The sequence below is a fragment of the Bradyrhizobium sp. DOA9 genome (genome assembly GCF_000617845.2).
Lineage (GTDB): Bacteria > Pseudomonadota > Alphaproteobacteria > Rhizobiales > Xanthobacteraceae > Bradyrhizobium.
Genome location: NZ_DF820425.1, coordinates 4,128,772 through 4,144,443, shown reverse-complemented (window position 1 = coordinate 4,144,443; position 15,672 = coordinate 4,128,772). Strand labels below are relative to the sequence as shown.

The window sequence follows — 15,672 nt, the reverse complement described above, 5'->3', positions numbered from 1 at the left end:
TTGATCCGGCGCCTTTTGACGCTTCCGGTGCGCCTGTCAATCGGCGCACCATCATAGCAGGCGCCGAGCCGGATGCTGTGACGCCGCAGCCACGCTCATCGCCAGCGCGACCACATGCCTCAGGTAAGATGGTAGCGCAAGGGTTACGGCTTCAGATTCGGCGGCAGCGGCGGATCTTCGCGCATCAAGGTGATGGTCACCCGCCGGTTCGCTGCGAGCGAGGGATCGTCTGGAAACAGCGGCTGGGTGTCGGCCTTGCCGGACACGGCGAAGATGTGCGACGACGGCAGGCCCTCGCGTTCGAGGATCTGGCGCACCGCGTTCGCGCGATCGGCCGACAGATCGAAGGCGCCATAGTCGCTGCGGGTCGGCACGAACCCCGCCGCAGTGTGACCGGCGATGGAGACGCGGAGCGGCGTCGCCTTGAGCGGGATCGCGAGCTTCTCGACCAGGCGCCGGGTGCGGTCGTAGGGCACCCTGGAGCCGTCGGCGAACATCGAGCGGCCGTCCTGGTCGACGATCTCGAGATTCAGGCCCTGCTTGGTCTCCTCGAACATGATGTGCTTGGACATCTCGGTCAGCTCCGGCATGTCCTGCAACGCCTGGCGCAGCGAGGCCGCGGCCAGCGCGAAATTGCGGTCGACCTTGATCTTCGCGCCGGAGGTCTTTTCGCGGTCTTCCTGATCGGGCGTCGGCGTGTTGGAGGCATCTTCCGGCTGGATGTGGTCGACGTTCTTGAGCCGCGGGCGCGTCGGCAGGCCGTCGGATTCGACGATGCCGGAGTAGCGCGCTTCGCTCTGCACGCCGAACGCCTCGCGCATGGAGCCCGCGACGATCTTCAGCTTGTTGGCATCTTGGGTGGAGAATGCGACCAGCATCACGAAGAACGCGAGCAGCAGCGCCATCAGGTCGGCGAAGGTCACGAACCAGCCGTGGCCGCCGCCGTGAGCATTGCCGCGCTTCTTCTTGGCCATCTCTCAAAATCCAGGCGGCGGCCTCAAGCCGGCACCGGCTCGCCTTCGGTGTGACGATGCTTCTCCGGCAGATAGGCCAGCAGCATTTCGCGCACCAGGGTCGGGCTCTTGGAGTCGCGGATCATCAGGATGCCGTCGATGATCAGGGTGCGATTGGTCTCTTCGTCCAGCAGCTTGCCGTGCAGCTTGTCGGCGATCGGCAAGCAGACCAGGTTGGCGACGACGGCGCCGTACAGGGTCGCCAGCAGCGCGGTGGCCATGAACGGGCCGAGCTTGGAGGGATCCGACATGTTGGAGAACATCTGCACCATGCCGAGCAGCGTGCCGATCATGCCGAACGCCGGGGCGCAGTCGCCGACGGCGCGGTAGATCTTGCTGCCTTCGTCGAGATGCATCAGGAAGTTGTCGCGGTCGCGCTCCAGATTGTCGCGAATGAAATCGAGGTCGTAGCCGTCGGCGACATAGCGGATGCCCTTGGCGAGGAACGGCTCGTCGGTCTCGACCTTTTCCAGGCCGACCGGGCCCTGCTTGCGGGCGATTTCCGCGATGCGGGCGAGCTCGTCGACGAGATCGTGGGCCGAAAGGCGGCTCAGAGTGAAGGCAAACTTCGCGCCGAGCGGGACGCCGTGGATCATCGCGGACAAGGGAAAGCGGATCATCGTTGCTGCGAACGAGCCGCCGAAGATGACGATGACGGCGTGGATGTCGTAAAACATCCCGAAGCTGCCGCCCATCAAGATCAGGGTCGACACCACAGTGGCGCCCGCGGCCAACCCGACAAGTGTTGCGATATCCATTACCGACTCCAACACGTACGCAACAACGGCTGTCCTGGCCGCTGGCGCGGCCCAAGGCGAGCCGCTTCGCAGGACCCTAGAGCGCCGCCCTTAAAGCCGCGTAAAGGTTAAGTCCGGACGATGAGCCGCCCGCCGCCGCAATTGTTCCGGTTGCCGGCCAGCGATAGGAATTTCAACCTTTCGCTAACCATAAGCAGGCGCGCCACGACGTCACATCGGCTGCGGCCCTCCGCCACATCGTGGACGGGGATCAGTTGGTGTCTGCTGGCCTTGCGACGTGGCCGATCGCGGAGCCATCGCGATGTTGACGCTGTTCAGCCTTCTCACGGCGCTGCCCGCGGCGCTGGCGTTCCACCTGCTGGAGCCGGAGCTCGTGCTTCCGGCGTTCAGCGTGCTGCTCTTTGTCGAGGCCGGCTTCGCCGTGCTCGCAGCGCGGTTGATGCACAGCACGGCCAGCGCGGACGACATCACGCTTTGGGACCTTGCCGGCGGCTTCACCCTGATCGGATGCGCCGCCGCGGTGCTCGGGGAACCGGATCAGGCCGCCCTGCTTCTGACCGAGCAAGGCGGCCTCCGGCCGTCGCCGCGGCCGTAGATTCCAACCGTCAATGGATCTCCGCCGAGCGCTTCAGCGCGGCCTTCAGCTTCTCGAGCGAGAAGTCGGGGCCGCGGGCGATCTCCAGGATCGGCGTCTCGCGGCGGCCGCACAGTTCGGCGGCCTCCGGCAACTTTGCGGCAATTTCGAGCGGAATCACGATGGCGCCATGCCGGTCGGCGTGGATGAGATCATCCGACTTCACGGTCATGCCGGCGACGCGCACCTCGCCGCCGAAGCTTTCCGCGTGCACCCAGGCGTGCGACGGGCCGATCGAGCCGGCCAGCGCCTGGAAGCCCGGGGCCCATTGCGGGATGTCGCGGATCGAGCCGTCGGTGATGACGCCGAGGCAGCCGAGCGCCTTGTGCACGTTGCTCTGCACCTCGCCCCAGAACGCGCCATAGCCGACGTCGGGGCCGTCGATGTCCTGGATCACCGAGATGCGCGGACCGTGGCCGGTGCCGACATATTCGTAATATTCGATGCGGCGCCTGGACTGCTCCTCGGCCGGAAGCGACGATTTCAGCACCGAGCGGATCGTCACCGTGCGGGCGTAACCGACGATCGGCGGCAGGTCGGGAAACGGGCAGACCAGCTGCTTGGTGGTGTAGCCGATCAGCCGCCGCTCGGGCGCCACGATCTCCATGGCATTGCAGATCGTCGGCGTGTCGTAGCAGCCCAGCGCTTCGAGGACGGAAGCGGGCAGCGGCCCGGTCGCGGAATTGGTCACGGCGTTCTCTCCCAGATTGGCGGCTGATTGACGCGATGCCGCCGGCACTGGGCGATATAGCCGAGATCGGGCCTCTACCCAACTCGGCGCGCCTTCATGGCAGATATCCGTAACTCAGTGCAGCCGTCCGGGCCGGTCGTCATCCTGCGGCGGCTCAGACAGGTTCGACAGCGTCGGCGCCGAGGGCGGTGACGAGATTTCGCCGTCCACAGGCGCAGCCGCTTCCAGCGACCGCGCCTGGTCGCGGTAGGATTTGTAGCCGAGCGGCAGCGCGAGAAGATACAGCACCGTGCCGATCGACAGCACGTGCCAGGGATAGGCGATCAGGAGCGCGATGAAGACTATCACGGCGACGAACGCCGGCAGCACCAGCTCGGGCGGCACGCGCATGCGCTTGGTCTTGCCGGAGAACACCGGCAGGCGCGACACCATCAGGAAGGCGATCAGGAGGGTGTAGGCCGCGGTCACCGCCGCAGGTGTGCGGCCGAGATCGAGGAACGCGACATAGATCGGCAGCAGCACGGTGATCGCGCCGGCGGGCGCCGGCACCCCGGTGAAGAAATTGGCGGCGAAGGCCGGCTTGTTCGGATCGTCCATGGTGGCGTTGAAGCGCGCGAGCCGCAGGCCGCCGGAGATCGCGAACACCATGGCGGCGATCCAGCCGGCATTGCCGAGCTCGTGCAGCTGCCAGAAATACAGCATCAGGCCGGGCGCCACGCCGAAATTGACGAAGTCGGCGAGGCTGTCGAGCTCGGCGCCGAACTTGGACTGCCCCTTGATCATGCGCGCGATGCGGCCGTCGATGCCGTCGAGCGCGGCCGCGAACACGATGGCGTAGACGGCAAGCGAAATGTGTCCCTCGATCGACAGCCGGATCGAGGTCAGGCCGGCGCAGATCGCCAGCAGCGTGATGACGTTGGGCACCAGCATCCGCACCGGAATCGGCCGGAACCGCCGGCGGCGCGTATCGGGGTCCTTGAAATCATAGGGCGTCATGGCTCGTCCTCACCTCAAGGCGAGATATAGCAAGCCGCATCCCCCTCCGCCATTGCGGCGGAACGCCTGCGAGGGCCGACTATTGGTTAATTGGCACGGAAAGTGCGATCGGGATCGTCTCCGGCGAGGTCCGCCAAGATCGTCTCTCCGGCGATCGCGGTCTGCCCTTCCGAGACCAGCGCCTTGGTGCCCACGGGCAGGTAGACGTCGAGGCGCGAGCCGAAGCGGATCAGGCCGAAGCGCTCGCCCGCGCCGATCGCCTGCCCCTCCCGAACGAAGCAGACGATGCGCTTGGCGACGAGGCCGGCGATCTGGACCACGCCGATCCGCGCCGTCGGCGTCGTGATCACCAGCGAGTTGCGCTCGTTGTCCTCGCTCGCCTTGTCGAGCTCGGCGTTGATGAAGAGGCCGGGCCGGTAGGCGATGCGGTCCACCCTGCCCGCCACGGGCGCGCGGTTCACGTGGCAGTTGAACACGCTCATGAAGATCGAGACGCGCGGCAGCGGCCGGTCGCCGAGCCCGAGCTCGGCCGGGGGCAATGCCATGGTGATCATCGAGACGCGCCCGTCGGCCGGAGACACCACGAGGCCCTCGCGCACCGGCGTCACGCGGACGGGATCGCGGAAGAACAGCGCGCACCACACCGTCAGGATCGTGCCGATCCACCCCAGCGGCGACCACAGCCAGAACAGGAGCAGGCTCGCCAGCGCAAAGGCGCCGATGAAGGGATAGCCCTCCTTGTGGATCGGCGGAATCTGACGCTGGATCGAATCGAGAATGGACATTGCTTTTGCCGGTCGGGGTTGATGCCACGGGGACGTCGCGCGGGCTTGTTTAGGCCAGACTTTGTTTAGGCCAGACTTGGGACCGGAGACAAGGTCACTCCGCCGCCGCGGGCGTTGTCAGGCTATCGTCGACCGGCGGTGGCTCCCGGTTGGGGGCGGCATTGGTGTCGGCCATCTTGGCCAGCTTCTCGCGGGCCGCCTCGGCCTCGCGCTGCCTGTTCCACATGCTGGCATAGAGCCCGCCCTGCGCGAGCAGGCTCGCGTGAGTGCCGCGCTCGGCGATGCGGCCCTGGTCGAGCACGATGATCTCGTCGGCGCCGACGATGGTGGAAAGCCGGTGCGCGATCACCAGCGAGGTGCGGTTCTTCGCCACGCGGTCGAGCGCCCCCTGGATCTCGTGCTCGGTGTGGGTATCGAGCGCCGAGGTCGCCTCGTCGAGCACCAGGATCGGCGGCGCCTTCAGCACCGTGCGCGCGATCGCCACGCGCTGCTTCTCGCCGCCCGACAGCTTCAGGCCGCGCTCGCCGACCTGGGTCTCGTAGCCCTTCGGCGCCATGCGGATGAAGTGGTCGATCTGCGCGAGGCGCGCCGCCTCCTCGACCTCGGCATCGGTCGCGTCCCAGCGGCCGTAGCGGATGTTGTAGCGGATGGTGTCGTTGAACAGCACGGTGTCCTGCGGCACCATGCCGATCGATGCGCGCAAGCTGGCCTGCGTGACCTCGCGGATGTCCTGGCCGTCGATCAGGATCCTGCCGCCGGAAATGTCATAGAGGCGAAACAGCAGCCGCGAGATGGTCGATTTGCCGGCGCCGGAGGGACCGACGATGGCAACGGTCTTGCCGGCCGGCACCTCGAAGCTGATGCCCTTCAGGATCGGGCGCGCCGGCTCATAGGCAAAGCGCACGTCCTCGAAGCGCACCGTGCCGGCGGAGATGACCAGCGGCTTCGCGCCAGGTGCATCCTTGATCTCGGCCTCGCGGCCGAGCACGCCGAACATCTTCTCGATGTCGATGATCGCCTGCTTGATCTCGCGATAGACCATGCCCATGAAGTTCAGGGGCTGGTAGAGCTGGATCATCATGGCGTTGACCAGCACGAAGTCGCCGACCGTGTTGGTGCCGTTGCGCACGCCGATCGCGCACATCAGCATGGTCGCGGTCAGGCCCAGCGTGAAGATCACGGCTTGTCCGGTGTTGAGCACGGCGAGCGAGGTATAGGCGTGGACACTGGACTCCTCGTAGCGCGCGACCGATTTGTCATAGCGTTGCGCTTCGCGCGCCTCGGCGCCGAAATACTTCACGGTCTCGTAGTTGAGCAGCGAGTCGATCGCCTTGGTGTTCGCCTCGGTGTCGGAATCGTTCATCTTGCGCCGGATGCCGATCCGCCACTCGGTCGCGACGTAGGTGTAGTACATGTAGAGCGTGACCGTGATCAGGGTGGCGACCACGTAACGCCAGTCGAATTGCCAGAGCAGCACCGCCAGCAGCAGCGAGACCTCGACGATGGTCGGGATCAGCTGCAGGATCACCATGCGCACGATGACCTCGATGCCCTCGCGGCCGCGCTCGAGCACGCGCGTCAGGCCGCCGGTCTTGCGCTCGAGGTGAAAGCGCAGCGACAGCTCGTGCATGTGGATGAAGGTGAGGGTCGCGAGCTTGCGCACCGCATGCATGGCGACGCGGGCGAAGATGCCGTCGCGCCATTGCGTCAGCACCGCCATCAGGATGCGCATCACGCCGTAGCTCGCGGTCAGCAGCAGGGGCGAGGCGATCACCCAGAGCTGCCAATTGTCGGCCGCGACCGGCGCGGTGTTGGCGCCGGTCAGCGCGTCCGTCGCCCATTTGAAGCTGAACGGCACCGCGAGCGTGATCAGCTTGGCGGCGAGCAGCAGCACCAGCGACCAGACCACCCGCATCTTCAGGTCGAAACGATCGCCCGGCCAGATGTAGGGCCACAGATGTGCCAGCGTGCCCATCAGCGTGGCCCCGGCCTGCGGTCCTGCCGGAGGAGGATCAGGAACGTCGGCGCCGTCGAACGATTGAGGTTGGTCCATCAAGAAGCCTGAAAGCCCGCCGGATGCGGGCGCAACTGCGATTGACGATTTTCGCCCGTCATATAGAGCCTTCCCGATGCCCGCGCACCCCGCCAGATGGCGAATCCTGGATTGTTTGTCGCCATTTACCGGTAAATTCCGGGAAGTATCGAATCACCGTTTGGGCTTGACGCCACTTCGCTGCAATGCATCATGGCACCAATGAGCACGATCAAAACCGTCTGTGTCTATTGCGGCTCCGGCCCTGGAACAAATCCCAACTTCATCGAAGCGGCGAAAGCGCTCGGCAAAGCCCTGGCCGAAAGCAAGATCCGCCTCGTCTACGGCGGCGGCTCGCTCGGCCTGATGGGGGCGGTCGCAACCTCCGTGCTCGATCACGGTGGCATGGTCACCGGCATCATCCCCGACTTCCTGCGGATGCGCGAGAACGCGCTGACGCGCGTGCAGGAGATGGTCGTCACGCCCGACATGCACGAGCGCAAGCGGCTGATGTTCGAACGCTCCGACGCGTTCGTGGCCTTGCCCGGCGGGCTCGGCACGCTGGAGGAGCTGGTGGAGCAGCTGACCTGGCAGCAGCTCGGCCGTCACGCCAAGCCCGTGCTGCTCGCCAATGTCGACGGCTTCTGGGAGCCGCTGTTCTCCCTGGTCGCCCACATGCGGCAGACCCAGTTCATCCGCGCCGGCCTCACCGTCGATATCCTGAAAGCGGACAAGGTCGAGGAGATCATCCCACGGCTGCGCGCCGCGGCGGCGCAGATTCCCGACGACCAGCGCGATCTCGCGCCCGACGTGGCCCGGCGCCTGTAGGGCGCTATTCCTGCGGAAACGTCACCGCCTCGATCCGGTTACCGTCGGGATCGGTGACGAAGGCGGCGTAATAGCGCACGCGATCGTGCGGGCGAAGGCCCGGTGCGCCGTCGGAGGCGCCGCCAGCGGACAACGCAGCTGCGTGAAACGCATCGACCTCCGCCGTTGTTTTCGCCCGCAGGCAGATGTGCACGCCGCTCTCCGGCGCGACACGCGGCATGCCCTCGCGCAAATTGATCCAGAACTCCGGATAGGCCTTGCCGAACCCGACCGTCCGCGGCCGTATGACGAGGCGCGTGAGGCCGAGGGCGGCGAGCACGGCTTCGTAGAATTTTGCAGCGCGATCGAGATCGCTGACGCCGACGGAGATGTGGTCGATCATGGCCGTGCTCCTCCTCCGCCGTCATTGCGAGCGAAGCGAAGCAATCCAGAATGCATCCGCGGAGACAGTCTGGATTGCTTCGTCGCTTCGCTCCTCGCAATGACGGTGTTTGTGGTCGCGCCCGCCTACGCCGGCGCGCCCGACTTCACGAGCTTGTAGATCACCGAATCCATCAGCGCCTGGAACGAGGCGTCGATGATGTTCGGGGACACGCCGACCGTGGTCCAGCGATCGCCGGTCTCGTCCTCGCTCTCGATCAGCACGCGCGTGACCGCGCCGGTGCCGCCATTGAGGATACGGACGCGATAGTCGATCAGCGTCAGGCCCTCGATGAATTTCTGGTACTTGCCGAGGTCCTTGCGCAGGGCGACGTCGAGCGCGTTGACGGGGCCGTTGCCTTCGGCCGCCGAGATCAGATGCTCGCCGGCGACGTCGACCTTGACCACAGCGAGTGCCACCGTGACGCGCTCGCCGAGCGCGTTGTAGCGCTGCTCGACGTTGACGTCGAACTGCTCGACCTCGAAATAATGCGGCACCTTGCCGAGCGTGCGGCGCGCCAGCAGGTCGAACGAGGCGTTGGCGGATTCGTAGGCATAGCCGGCCGCCTCGCGCTCTTTCAATTCCTCGACGAGCCGCGTCAGCTTCGGATCGCTCTTCTCGTAAGGGATGCCGGCGCGGTCGAGCTCGGCGATGACGTTGGAGCGCCCGGCCTGGTCGGACACCAGCACCTTGCGGTGATTGCCGACCAGCTCCGGCAACACGTGCTCGTAGGTCTGCGGATCCTTCAGCACCGCGGAGGCATGGATGCCGGTCTTGGTGACGAAGGCGCTCTCGCCGACATAAGCCGCATGCCGGTTCGGCACGCGGTTGAGCATGTCGTCGAGCGTGCGCGACACCTTGACCAGCGTCGCCAACTTCTCGGTGGTGACGCCGATCTCGAAAGCGTCGGCAAAACCCGTCTTCAGCTTCAGGGTCGGGATCAGCGAGCAGAGATTGGCGTTGCCGCAGCGCTCGCCGAGCCCGTTCAGCGTGCCCTGGATCTGCCGCGCGCCGGCACGCACCGCGGCGAGCGAATTCGCCACCGCCTGCTCGGTGTCGTTATGGGCGTGGATGCCGACGTGATCGCCGGGGATGTGCCTGGTCACCTCTCTGACAATGGCCTCGACCTCATCGGGCATGGTGCCGCCATTGGTGTCGCACAGCACCACCCAGCGCGCGCCGGCCTCATAGGCGGCCTTGGCGCAGGCCAGCGCGAAGCTCGCATCTTCCTTGTAACCGTCGAAGAAGTGCTCGCAGTCGAGCATCACCTCGCGGCCGGCGGCCTTCGCGGCCGCGACGCTGTCACGGATCGAGGCGAGGTTTTCTTCCTTCGTCGTCTCCAGCGCGACGCGCACCTGATAGGCCGACGACTTCGCCACGAAGCAGATCGCGTCAGCCTTTGCTTCCAAAAGGCCCGCGACGCCCGGATCGTTAGACACCGACCGGCCTGCCCGCCGCGTCATGCCGAAGGCGGTGAAGCGCGCTTGATTGAGCTTCGGCTTGGTCGCAAAGAATTCGCTGTCGAGCGGGTTGGCACCGGGATAGCCGCCCTCGACATAGTCGATGCCGAGATCGTCGAGCATCGCCGCGATGACCTGCTTGTCGGCCAGCGTGAAGTCGACGCCGTTGGTCTGCGCCCCGTCGCGCAGCGTGGTGTCGAACAGATAGAGACGCTGCTTGCTCATTGCTCCGCTCCGAGCGTCTTTTTCATGGTGGTGTTGGCGAGCCATTCGTCATTGATCGTGACGCTGTTGCGCTGCTGGGCGGCGTAGCCGCGCTTGGCGAAGAACCCCTCTGCGGTATCGCTGGCGTCGACCGAGAGGCTCTTGGCGCCGCGGCCGCCGGCGAGCTTCTCCAATGCGTCGACCAGCATGGTCGCGATGCCTTGCCCCGCGACGGCCGGATGCACATAGAGCATCCGGATGTGATCGGTGCCGCGCAGCGAGGCGAAGCCGACGGGCGAGCCCTCGAGCGTTGCGATCAGCGTCAGGTCGGAGGCGAGCCGCTTGCCGAACTCCTCGTCCTCGGCCGCCGACATCCAGGCTTCCTGCTGCGCCTCGCTGTAATCGTCGCCGGTCAATTGCTCGATGCTGGCGGCGAAGATCGCGGCGAGGACCGGCACATCCGCCGGCAGGAAGGGCCTGAGCGCGGGCTTTGGCAAAGTCTGTCCCATCGTCCTCACCACATCCCATAGAGCTTGAGCGCGATCGCCACGGCGCCGGCGAGCAGCGCGATCTTCAGCGCGATGTAATAGAGCCAGTGGCGCGGAAATGGCGTGTCGGGCCGCTTCATCGCGCGATCTCCCAGGTCGTGCCTTCCTTGGAGTCCTTGATGGCAACGCCCATCGCGGCGAGCAGATCGCGGATGCGGTCGGACTCCCCAAAGTCCTTGCGTGCACGCGCAGCCGTTCGCTCCGCGAGCAGGCGCTCGACCTCCTTGGCATCGACCCCGCTCGCCTGCTGTTTGCGCCCTTCCCACTGCGCCGCGCTCTCGGAGAGGAATCCGAGCAGCCGCAACGAGCCGGCCAGCCCGCTCACGTCGTTGCCGCGCAGGCCGTGCAGCGCCGCGATCGCCTGCGGCGTGTTGAGGTCGTCGAGCAGCGGCTCGACCACCGACGCAGCCGGCTCGCCTGGCGCGAGATCAGCCGCGACGCGATACCAGTCGTCGAGGGTCCTGGCGCTCTCCTCCAGCGACTTCATGGTCCAGTCGATCGGCGAGCGGTAATGCGTCTTCAGCATATTGAGGCGCAGCACCTCACCCGGCCAGTCCCTGAGCAATTCGTGGATGGTGATGAAGTTGCCGAGGCTCTTCGACATCTTCTCGCTCTCGACCTGCAGGAAGCCGTTGTGCATCCAATAGTTCGCCATGCGCTCGCGATGGAAGGCGCAGCAGGTCTGCGCGACCTCGTTCTCGTGGTGCGGAAACACGAGATCGATGCCGCCGCCATGGATGTCGAAATGCTCGCCGAGATGCTTCCAGGCCATGGCCGAGCACTCGATGTGCCAGCCCGGGCGCCCCTCCGCCTTGATGCCCGATGGCGACGGCCAGGACGGCTCGCCGGGCTTGGACGGCTTCCACAGCACGAAATCGGTCGCATCGCGCTTGTAGGGTGCAACATCGACGCGCGCGCCCGCGATCATCTCGTCGAGCGAGCGCTTCGATAGCGCGCCATAGCGCGGCAGCGCCGAATTGGCCGCGTTCATCGCCTGCGGCGAGAACAGCACGTGGTCTTCGGCGACATAGGCAAAGCCGCCGGCGACCAGATTCTCGATGATCTCGCGCATCTCGCCAATATGCTCGGTGGCGCGCGGCTCGACGCTCGGCCGCAGCGCGCCGAGCGCATCGACGTCGGCGTGAAACTGTTTTCCCGTCTGCTCGGTGACCTTGCGAATGGCCTCGTTCAGCGGCAGGCCGGGAAAATCGCGCGCGGCGCGGTCGTTGATCTTGTCGTCGACGTCGGTGATGTTGCGAACATATTTGACGTGCGCCTCACCGTAGAGGTGGCGGAGCAGCCGAAACAGCACGTCGAACACGATCACCGGCCGCGCATTGCCGATATGGGCGAAGTCATAGACGGTCGGTCCGCAGACATACATGCGGACGTTGTTCGGATCGAGCGGCACGAAGGTCCGCTTTTCGCGGCTCAGCGTATCGTAAAGACGCAATTCCATGACAACCCATCCCTCTCGGCCGGGCGTCCAAGGCTCTCAATGTGTTTGAGAAAAGACGGCTCCAGCCAGCGAATCGCTAGCTCGTAATCTCGCGGCAAATGGCGCAAATGGCGAGGAGACCGTTCATGCGGCCACATATGGGCCAGCACGGGCCCCGCCGTCAAGGGCCGCGAAAATGCCGCTTTTGCCTCCGCAAAGGACCGGCCCGCCCCGGGGGGTTCATGATCCCCTAACCATTTGAGGCCATTCTGGAACCCGCGGTTCCCGAATTTTTTTGCCCCCGGTATTTTCATGCGATCCCTGCTCGCGCTCATTTTCGGCGCCTCGCTCCTTGCAGCACCTCAGGCGTGCGCCGAGACCCGTGTCTTCATCATCGCCGACCAGTGCCCGGCCAAGAGCGACAACAAGGGCGACAACAAGAGCCACAACAAGGGCGACACGTGCGGCGCCTCCGCCGCCCGCACCTATTGCCAGTCACGAGATTTTGCGAAGGCATCGAGCTATCGCCGGGTCGATCCCGACGAAATTACCGGCTCCGTCCCCAAAACCGGCACAAACTGCTCCCATGGCCGTTGCGACGAATATGTCGCAATCACCTGTCAGCGCTGAATTCGCTCGGAGCTGGCGGACCTTAGGACCAGTTCGGCCCCTGAAACGACGTGACGATGCCGCAGGAAGCGGCTATTGGGGGGCGCGCTTCGGCCCCCAGTTCAAATTGGACGACACCTGGGCCGTGACCTCGCTAGAATGGCGGATATGCCTGAATTCCTCTCTCTCCTCCGTGCCCGCTCCCTCCTTGCCTGCACCGTGCTCCTCGGCACACTCGTGCTCGCCAATGGCGCTATGGCGCAGGCCGGCCCGCCGCCCCAGCCCGGCCAGAACGGGCTCGGACCGAACCCGATGTGCGTGCGGCTGGAGGCCCAGCTCGCCGCGCTCGATCGCGGCGGCGGTGATGCCGCGCGCGAGGAGCAGATCCGCCGTTATCAGGATTCCCAGGCCAAGCAGCAGGCCGAGCTCGACCGCGTCACCATGCAGGCCAAGCGCATGGGCTGCGATTCCTCCGGCTTCTTCTCGCTGTTCAACGGCCAGTCGGCGCAGTGCGGCCCGGTCAACACCCAGATCCAGCAGATGCGCGCCAATCTGGACCAGATCACCGGCAGTCTCGAGCGACTGCGCGGCGGTTCCGGTGCCAGCCCGGAGCGCGACAACCAGCGCCGCTCGGTGCTGATGGCGCTGGCGCAGAACAATTGCGGCCCGCAATATGCCAACGCCGTGCAACAGCAAGGCGGCGGCAATTTCCTGACCAATCTGTTCGGCGGCAACAACCCGAACAATCCCCAGGCCATGCCGCCCTCCGATCTCGGCCCGCAATCCGGCACCTTCCGCACCGTCTGCGTGCGCACCTGCGACGGCGCCTATTTCCCGATCTCCTTTGCCACCGTGCCGGCGCGCTTTTCCGACGACGAGAGGACCTGCAAGGCGCTGTGTCCGGCCGCGGAAGCCGTGCTCTACAGCCATCGCAACCCCGGCGAAGACATGAACGCGGCGGTCTCGATCGGCGGCCAGCCCTACACGGCGCTGCCGACCGCGTTCAAATTCCGCAGCGAGTTCAACCCGTCATGTTCGTGCAAGGCGGCGGGGCAGACCTGGGCGGACGCGCTGAAATCGGCCGACGACAAGGCCAGCGTCGAGCAGCAGGGCGACATCATCGTCACCGAGGAAAGCGCCAGGAAGATGCAGCAGCAGCGGGCGAGCAAGGGCGCGACGCAGCCTGCCAACGCCAAGAAGGGCACCACGCCCCCCGCGACGACGGCGAATGCACCGGCCGCCTCCCCGCCGGCGGACACCGGCACGCCCGCGCCGGGCTCGGAGAACAAGCCGATCCGCTCGGTCGGCCCGACCTTCCTGCCGCAGCAGCAGAAGTAGCCCACGCTCAACTGTCATGCCCGCGGAGGCGGGCATCCAGTACTCCGCGGCAGCAATTGGTTTTCACGATCTCCGCCGCGGCGTACTGGATCATCCGCCTTCGCGGATGATGACGGCGTGTGTGTGGCGACAGCGTCCCCAAACAAGCAGCGCTGCCCCTCACCCCTCGAACGCGTCGATCGAAGCCTTGCTGCCGCGCGACACCAGCGTCTCGTCCGGCGCGGGCAATGTCTCGCCCTTGTCGCGAAAGCGGTTGGTGATGGGATAGCGGCGGTCGCGGCCGAAATTCCGTCGCGTCACCTTCACGCCGGGCGCGGCCTGGCGGCGCTTGTATTCGGCGACGTTGAGCAGATGGTCGATGCGGGTGACCGTCTCGCGGACGAAGCCGGCGGCGATGATCTGGTCCAGCGGCTCTTCGCGCTCGACCAGGCGCTCCAGGATGGCATCGAGCACGTCGTAAGGCGGCAGCGAGTCCTCATCACGCTGGTTCTCGCGCAGCTCCGCGGTCGGCGGACGCGTGATGATGTCGGGCGGGATCACTTCGCCCGCGGGGCCGAGCGCACCGTCGGGCTTCCAGCTGTTGCGCAAGCGCGCCAGCCGGAACACCTGCGTCTTGTAGATGTCCTTGATCGGGTTGAAGCCGCCGTTCATGTCGCCATAGAGCGTGGCGTAGCCGACCGACATCTCCGACTTGTTGCCGGTCGTCACCACCATCAGCCCGGTCTTGTTGGAGATCGCCATCAGAAGCGTGCCGCGGGTACGCGCCTGGAGGTTTTCCTCGGTGATGTCGGGCGGCAGGTTCTTGAAGAGGCCGGACAGGATCGTCTCGAACCCGGTCACGGCTTCCGCGATCGGCAGCACCTCGTAGCGGATGCCGAGATGGCCGGCGAGTTCGCCAGCATCCGCGATCGAATGCGGCGCGGTGTAGCGGTAAGGCAGCATCACGCCATGCACCTGGTCGACGCCGAGCGCATCGACCGCGATCGCCGCGCAGAGCGCCGAATCGATGCCGCCGGAGATGCCGAGCAGCACGCCGGGAAAGCCGTTCTTGCCGACGTAATCGTGCAAGCCGAGCACGCAGGCCGCGTAGTCGGCCTTGTCGCCCTCGGGCAGTTCGGCGATCGGCCCGGTGCAGCGCCAGTCGTCGCCGTTCCTGCTGAAGCGCAGCGTGACGATGCCCTCTTCGAAGGCCGGCAGCTGCGCCGCGAGCGAGAGATCGCCGTTGAGCGCGAAGGATGCGCCGTCGAACACCAGCTCGTCCTGGCCGCCGACCTGGTTGAGATAGACCAGCGGCAGCCCGCTCTCGGTGACGCGCGCCACCGCGACCGACAGGCGCACGTCGTTCTTGTCGCGCGCGTAAGGCGAGCCGTTCGGCACCAGGATGATCTCGGCGCCGGTCTCGGCCAGCGTCTCGACCACGTTCTCGTAGTCCCCGGACTCCTCCAGCCAGATGTCCTCGCAGATCGGCACGCCGATGCGCACGCCGCGCACGGTGACGGGACCCGCTGCAGGGCCGCGCGAAAACAGCCGCTTCTCGTCGAACACGCCGTAATTCGGCAGGTTGCACTTGAAGCGCAGGCTCGCGATGCGCCCGCCATCGAGCAGCGCGCAGGCATTGTAGAGCCTGCCCTCCTCGACCCAGGGCGTGCCGACCAGCATCGCGGGCCCGCCATCGGCGGTCTCGCGCGCGAGGCTTTCGATCGCGGCGCGACAGGCGGCCTGGAAGGCCGGCTTCTGCACCAGGTCTTCCGGCGGATAGCCGGCGATGAACAATTCCGGAAACAGCACGAGATCGGCGCCGTCGGACCTCGCCTGCGCCCGCGCCGCCCGCGCTTTGGCCGCATTGCCCTCCACGTCGCCCAAGGTCGGATTGAGCTGGGCGAGCGTGACCGCGAATGTGTCGAGGCGTTCGGTCAT

The 15,672-nt window shown here is 66.1% G+C and carries 14 protein-coding genes and 1 pseudogene; 4 read left to right on the top strand and 11 right to left on the bottom strand.

What is annotated here, in order from left to right:
- Window positions 1–143: 143 nt before the first annotated feature.
- Window positions 144–974 carry an OmpA/MotB family protein gene (locus tag BDOA9_RS19220; protein WP_025035593.1) on the bottom strand — a complete coding sequence of 277 codons (831 nt, stop codon included), beginning with the start codon at window positions 972–974 and terminating at the stop codon, window positions 144–146.
- A 23-nt stretch (window positions 975–997) separates the two neighbouring features.
- Entirely contained in the window at window positions 998–1,771 is a 774-nt protein-coding gene (locus BDOA9_RS19215) for a motility protein A (protein ID WP_025035592.1), read from the bottom strand.
- A gap of 301 nt (window positions 1,772–2,072) precedes the next feature.
- Between BDOA9_RS19215 and BDOA9_RS19210 the strand changes: the two genes are divergently transcribed.
- On the top strand, window positions 2,073–2,366 hold the full coding sequence (locus tag BDOA9_RS19210; RefSeq protein WP_025035591.1) for a hypothetical protein: 294 nt from the start codon (window positions 2,073–2,075) through the stop codon (window positions 2,364–2,366).
- Between the two features lie 10 nt (window positions 2,367–2,376).
- Here BDOA9_RS19210 and BDOA9_RS19205 read toward each other — a convergent pair whose 3' ends face one another.
- The 4 genes and pseudogenes from BDOA9_RS19205 to BDOA9_RS19190 form a co-directional block, all read right to left on the bottom strand.
- Window positions 2,377–3,096 carry an RraA family protein gene (locus BDOA9_RS19205; protein ID WP_025035590.1) on the bottom strand — a complete coding sequence of 240 codons (720 nt, stop codon included), beginning with the start codon at window positions 3,094–3,096 and terminating at the stop codon, window positions 2,377–2,379.
- 114 nt (window positions 3,097–3,210) lie between these two features.
- Window positions 3,211–4,092: a CDP-alcohol phosphatidyltransferase family protein gene (locus tag BDOA9_RS19200; protein WP_025035589.1), complete on the bottom strand. Its 882-nt coding sequence runs from the start codon at window positions 4,090–4,092 to the stop codon at window positions 3,211–3,213.
- 86 nt (window positions 4,093–4,178) lie between these two features.
- Window positions 4,179–4,880: pseudogene (locus BDOA9_RS19195) on the bottom strand (phosphatidylserine decarboxylase); the annotation flags it as partial.
- Between the two features lie 91 nt (window positions 4,881–4,971).
- Complete coding sequence (locus BDOA9_RS19190) at window positions 4,972–6,930, bottom strand: ABCB family ABC transporter ATP-binding protein/permease (protein ID WP_025035587.1); 1,959 nt, start codon at window positions 6,928–6,930, stop codon at window positions 4,972–4,974.
- A 201-nt stretch (window positions 6,931–7,131) separates the two neighbouring features.
- On the opposite strand from BDOA9_RS19190, the gene BDOA9_RS19185 reads away from it, so the two are divergent.
- Entirely contained in the window at window positions 7,132–7,737 is a 606-nt protein-coding gene (locus BDOA9_RS19185) for an LOG family protein (protein WP_025035586.1), read from the top strand.
- A 4-nt stretch (window positions 7,738–7,741) separates the two neighbouring features.
- Here BDOA9_RS19185 and BDOA9_RS19180 read toward each other — a convergent pair whose 3' ends face one another.
- The 4 genes from BDOA9_RS19180 to cysS all read right to left on the bottom strand — a co-directional run bounded on the left by BDOA9_RS19180 (window position 7,742) and on the right by cysS (window position 11,829).
- Window positions 7,742–8,119 carry a VOC family protein gene (locus BDOA9_RS19180; protein ID WP_025035585.1) on the bottom strand — a complete coding sequence of 126 codons (378 nt, stop codon included), beginning with the start codon at window positions 8,117–8,119 and terminating at the stop codon, window positions 7,742–7,744.
- A gap of 125 nt (window positions 8,120–8,244) precedes the next feature.
- Window positions 8,245–9,843: a citramalate synthase gene (gene cimA / locus BDOA9_RS19175; protein ID WP_025035584.1), complete on the bottom strand. Its 1,599-nt coding sequence runs from the start codon at window positions 9,841–9,843 to the stop codon at window positions 8,245–8,247.
- Window positions 9,840–10,331 (bottom strand): GNAT family N-acetyltransferase, encoded by a 492-nt coding sequence (locus BDOA9_RS19170; protein ID WP_025035583.1) that lies wholly within the window; start codon window positions 10,329–10,331, stop codon window positions 9,840–9,842. Before BDOA9_RS19170 ends, cimA begins: the two co-directional genes overlap by 4 nt.
- 115 nt (window positions 10,332–10,446) lie before the next feature.
- Window positions 10,447–11,829, bottom strand: coding sequence for a cysteine--tRNA ligase (gene cysS, locus BDOA9_RS19165; protein ID WP_025035582.1), 1,383 nt, complete (start codon window positions 11,827–11,829; stop codon window positions 10,447–10,449).
- Window positions 11,830–12,120: 291 nt separating this feature from the next.
- Between cysS and BDOA9_RS19160 the strand changes: the two genes are divergently transcribed.
- Together BDOA9_RS19160 and BDOA9_RS19155 are read left to right on the top strand one after the other, a co-directional pair.
- Window positions 12,121–12,438, top strand: a complete 318-nt coding sequence (locus BDOA9_RS19160; RefSeq protein WP_025035581.1) for a hypothetical protein — start codon at window positions 12,121–12,123, stop codon at window positions 12,436–12,438.
- Window positions 12,439–12,576: 138 nt separating this feature from the next.
- Window positions 12,577–13,755, top strand: a complete 1,179-nt coding sequence (locus tag BDOA9_RS19155) for a DUF2865 domain-containing protein (RefSeq protein WP_025035580.1) — start codon at window positions 12,577–12,579, stop codon at window positions 13,753–13,755.
- Window positions 13,756–13,914: 159 nt separating this feature from the next.
- Here the strand turns inward: BDOA9_RS19155 and BDOA9_RS19150 are convergent, their stop codons facing one another.
- Window positions 13,915–15,672, bottom strand: a complete 1,758-nt coding sequence (locus BDOA9_RS19150) for an NAD+ synthase (protein ID WP_025035579.1) — start codon at window positions 15,670–15,672, stop codon at window positions 13,915–13,917.

What these genes read in the sequence shown, in the direction of transcription:
- BDOA9_RS19220 (WP_025035593.1), bottom strand. Translation starts at nt 974, where the DNA reads ATGGCCAAGAAGAAGCGCGGCAATGCTCACGGCGGCGGCCACGGCTGG.
- BDOA9_RS19215 (WP_025035592.1), bottom strand. Translation starts at nt 1,771, where the DNA reads ATGGATATCGCAACACTTGTCGGGTTGGCCGCGGGCGCCACTGTGGTG.
- BDOA9_RS19210 (WP_025035591.1), top strand. Translation starts at nt 2,073, where the DNA reads ATGTTGACGCTGTTCAGCCTTCTCACGGCGCTGCCCGCGGCGCTGGCG.
- BDOA9_RS19200 (WP_025035589.1), bottom strand. Translation starts at nt 4,092, where the DNA reads ATGACGCCCTATGATTTCAAGGACCCCGATACGCGCCGCCGGCGGTTC.
- BDOA9_RS19190 (WP_025035587.1), bottom strand. Translation starts at nt 6,930, where the DNA reads ATGGACCAACCTCAATCGTTCGACGGCGCCGACGTTCCTGATCCTCCT.
- BDOA9_RS19185 (WP_025035586.1), top strand. Translation starts at nt 7,132, where the DNA reads ATGAGCACGATCAAAACCGTCTGTGTCTATTGCGGCTCCGGCCCTGGA.
- BDOA9_RS19180 (WP_025035585.1), bottom strand. Translation starts at nt 8,119, where the DNA reads ATGATCGACCACATCTCCGTCGGCGTCAGCGATCTCGATCGCGCTGCA.
- cimA (WP_025035584.1), bottom strand. Translation starts at nt 9,843, where the DNA reads ATGAGCAAGCAGCGTCTCTATCTGTTCGACACCACGCTGCGCGACGGG.
- BDOA9_RS19170 (WP_025035583.1), bottom strand. Translation starts at nt 10,331, where the DNA reads ATGGGACAGACTTTGCCAAAGCCCGCGCTCAGGCCCTTCCTGCCGGCG.
- cysS (WP_025035582.1), bottom strand. Translation starts at nt 11,829, where the DNA reads ATGGAATTGCGTCTTTACGATACGCTGAGCCGCGAAAAGCGGACCTTC.
- BDOA9_RS19160 (WP_025035581.1), top strand. Translation starts at nt 12,121, where the DNA reads ATGCGATCCCTGCTCGCGCTCATTTTCGGCGCCTCGCTCCTTGCAGCA.
- BDOA9_RS19155 (WP_025035580.1), top strand. Translation starts at nt 12,577, where the DNA reads ATGGCGGATATGCCTGAATTCCTCTCTCTCCTCCGTGCCCGCTCCCTC.
- BDOA9_RS19150 (WP_025035579.1), bottom strand. Translation starts at nt 15,672, where the DNA reads ATGACCGAACGCCTCGACACATTCGCGGTCACGCTCGCCCAGCTCAAT.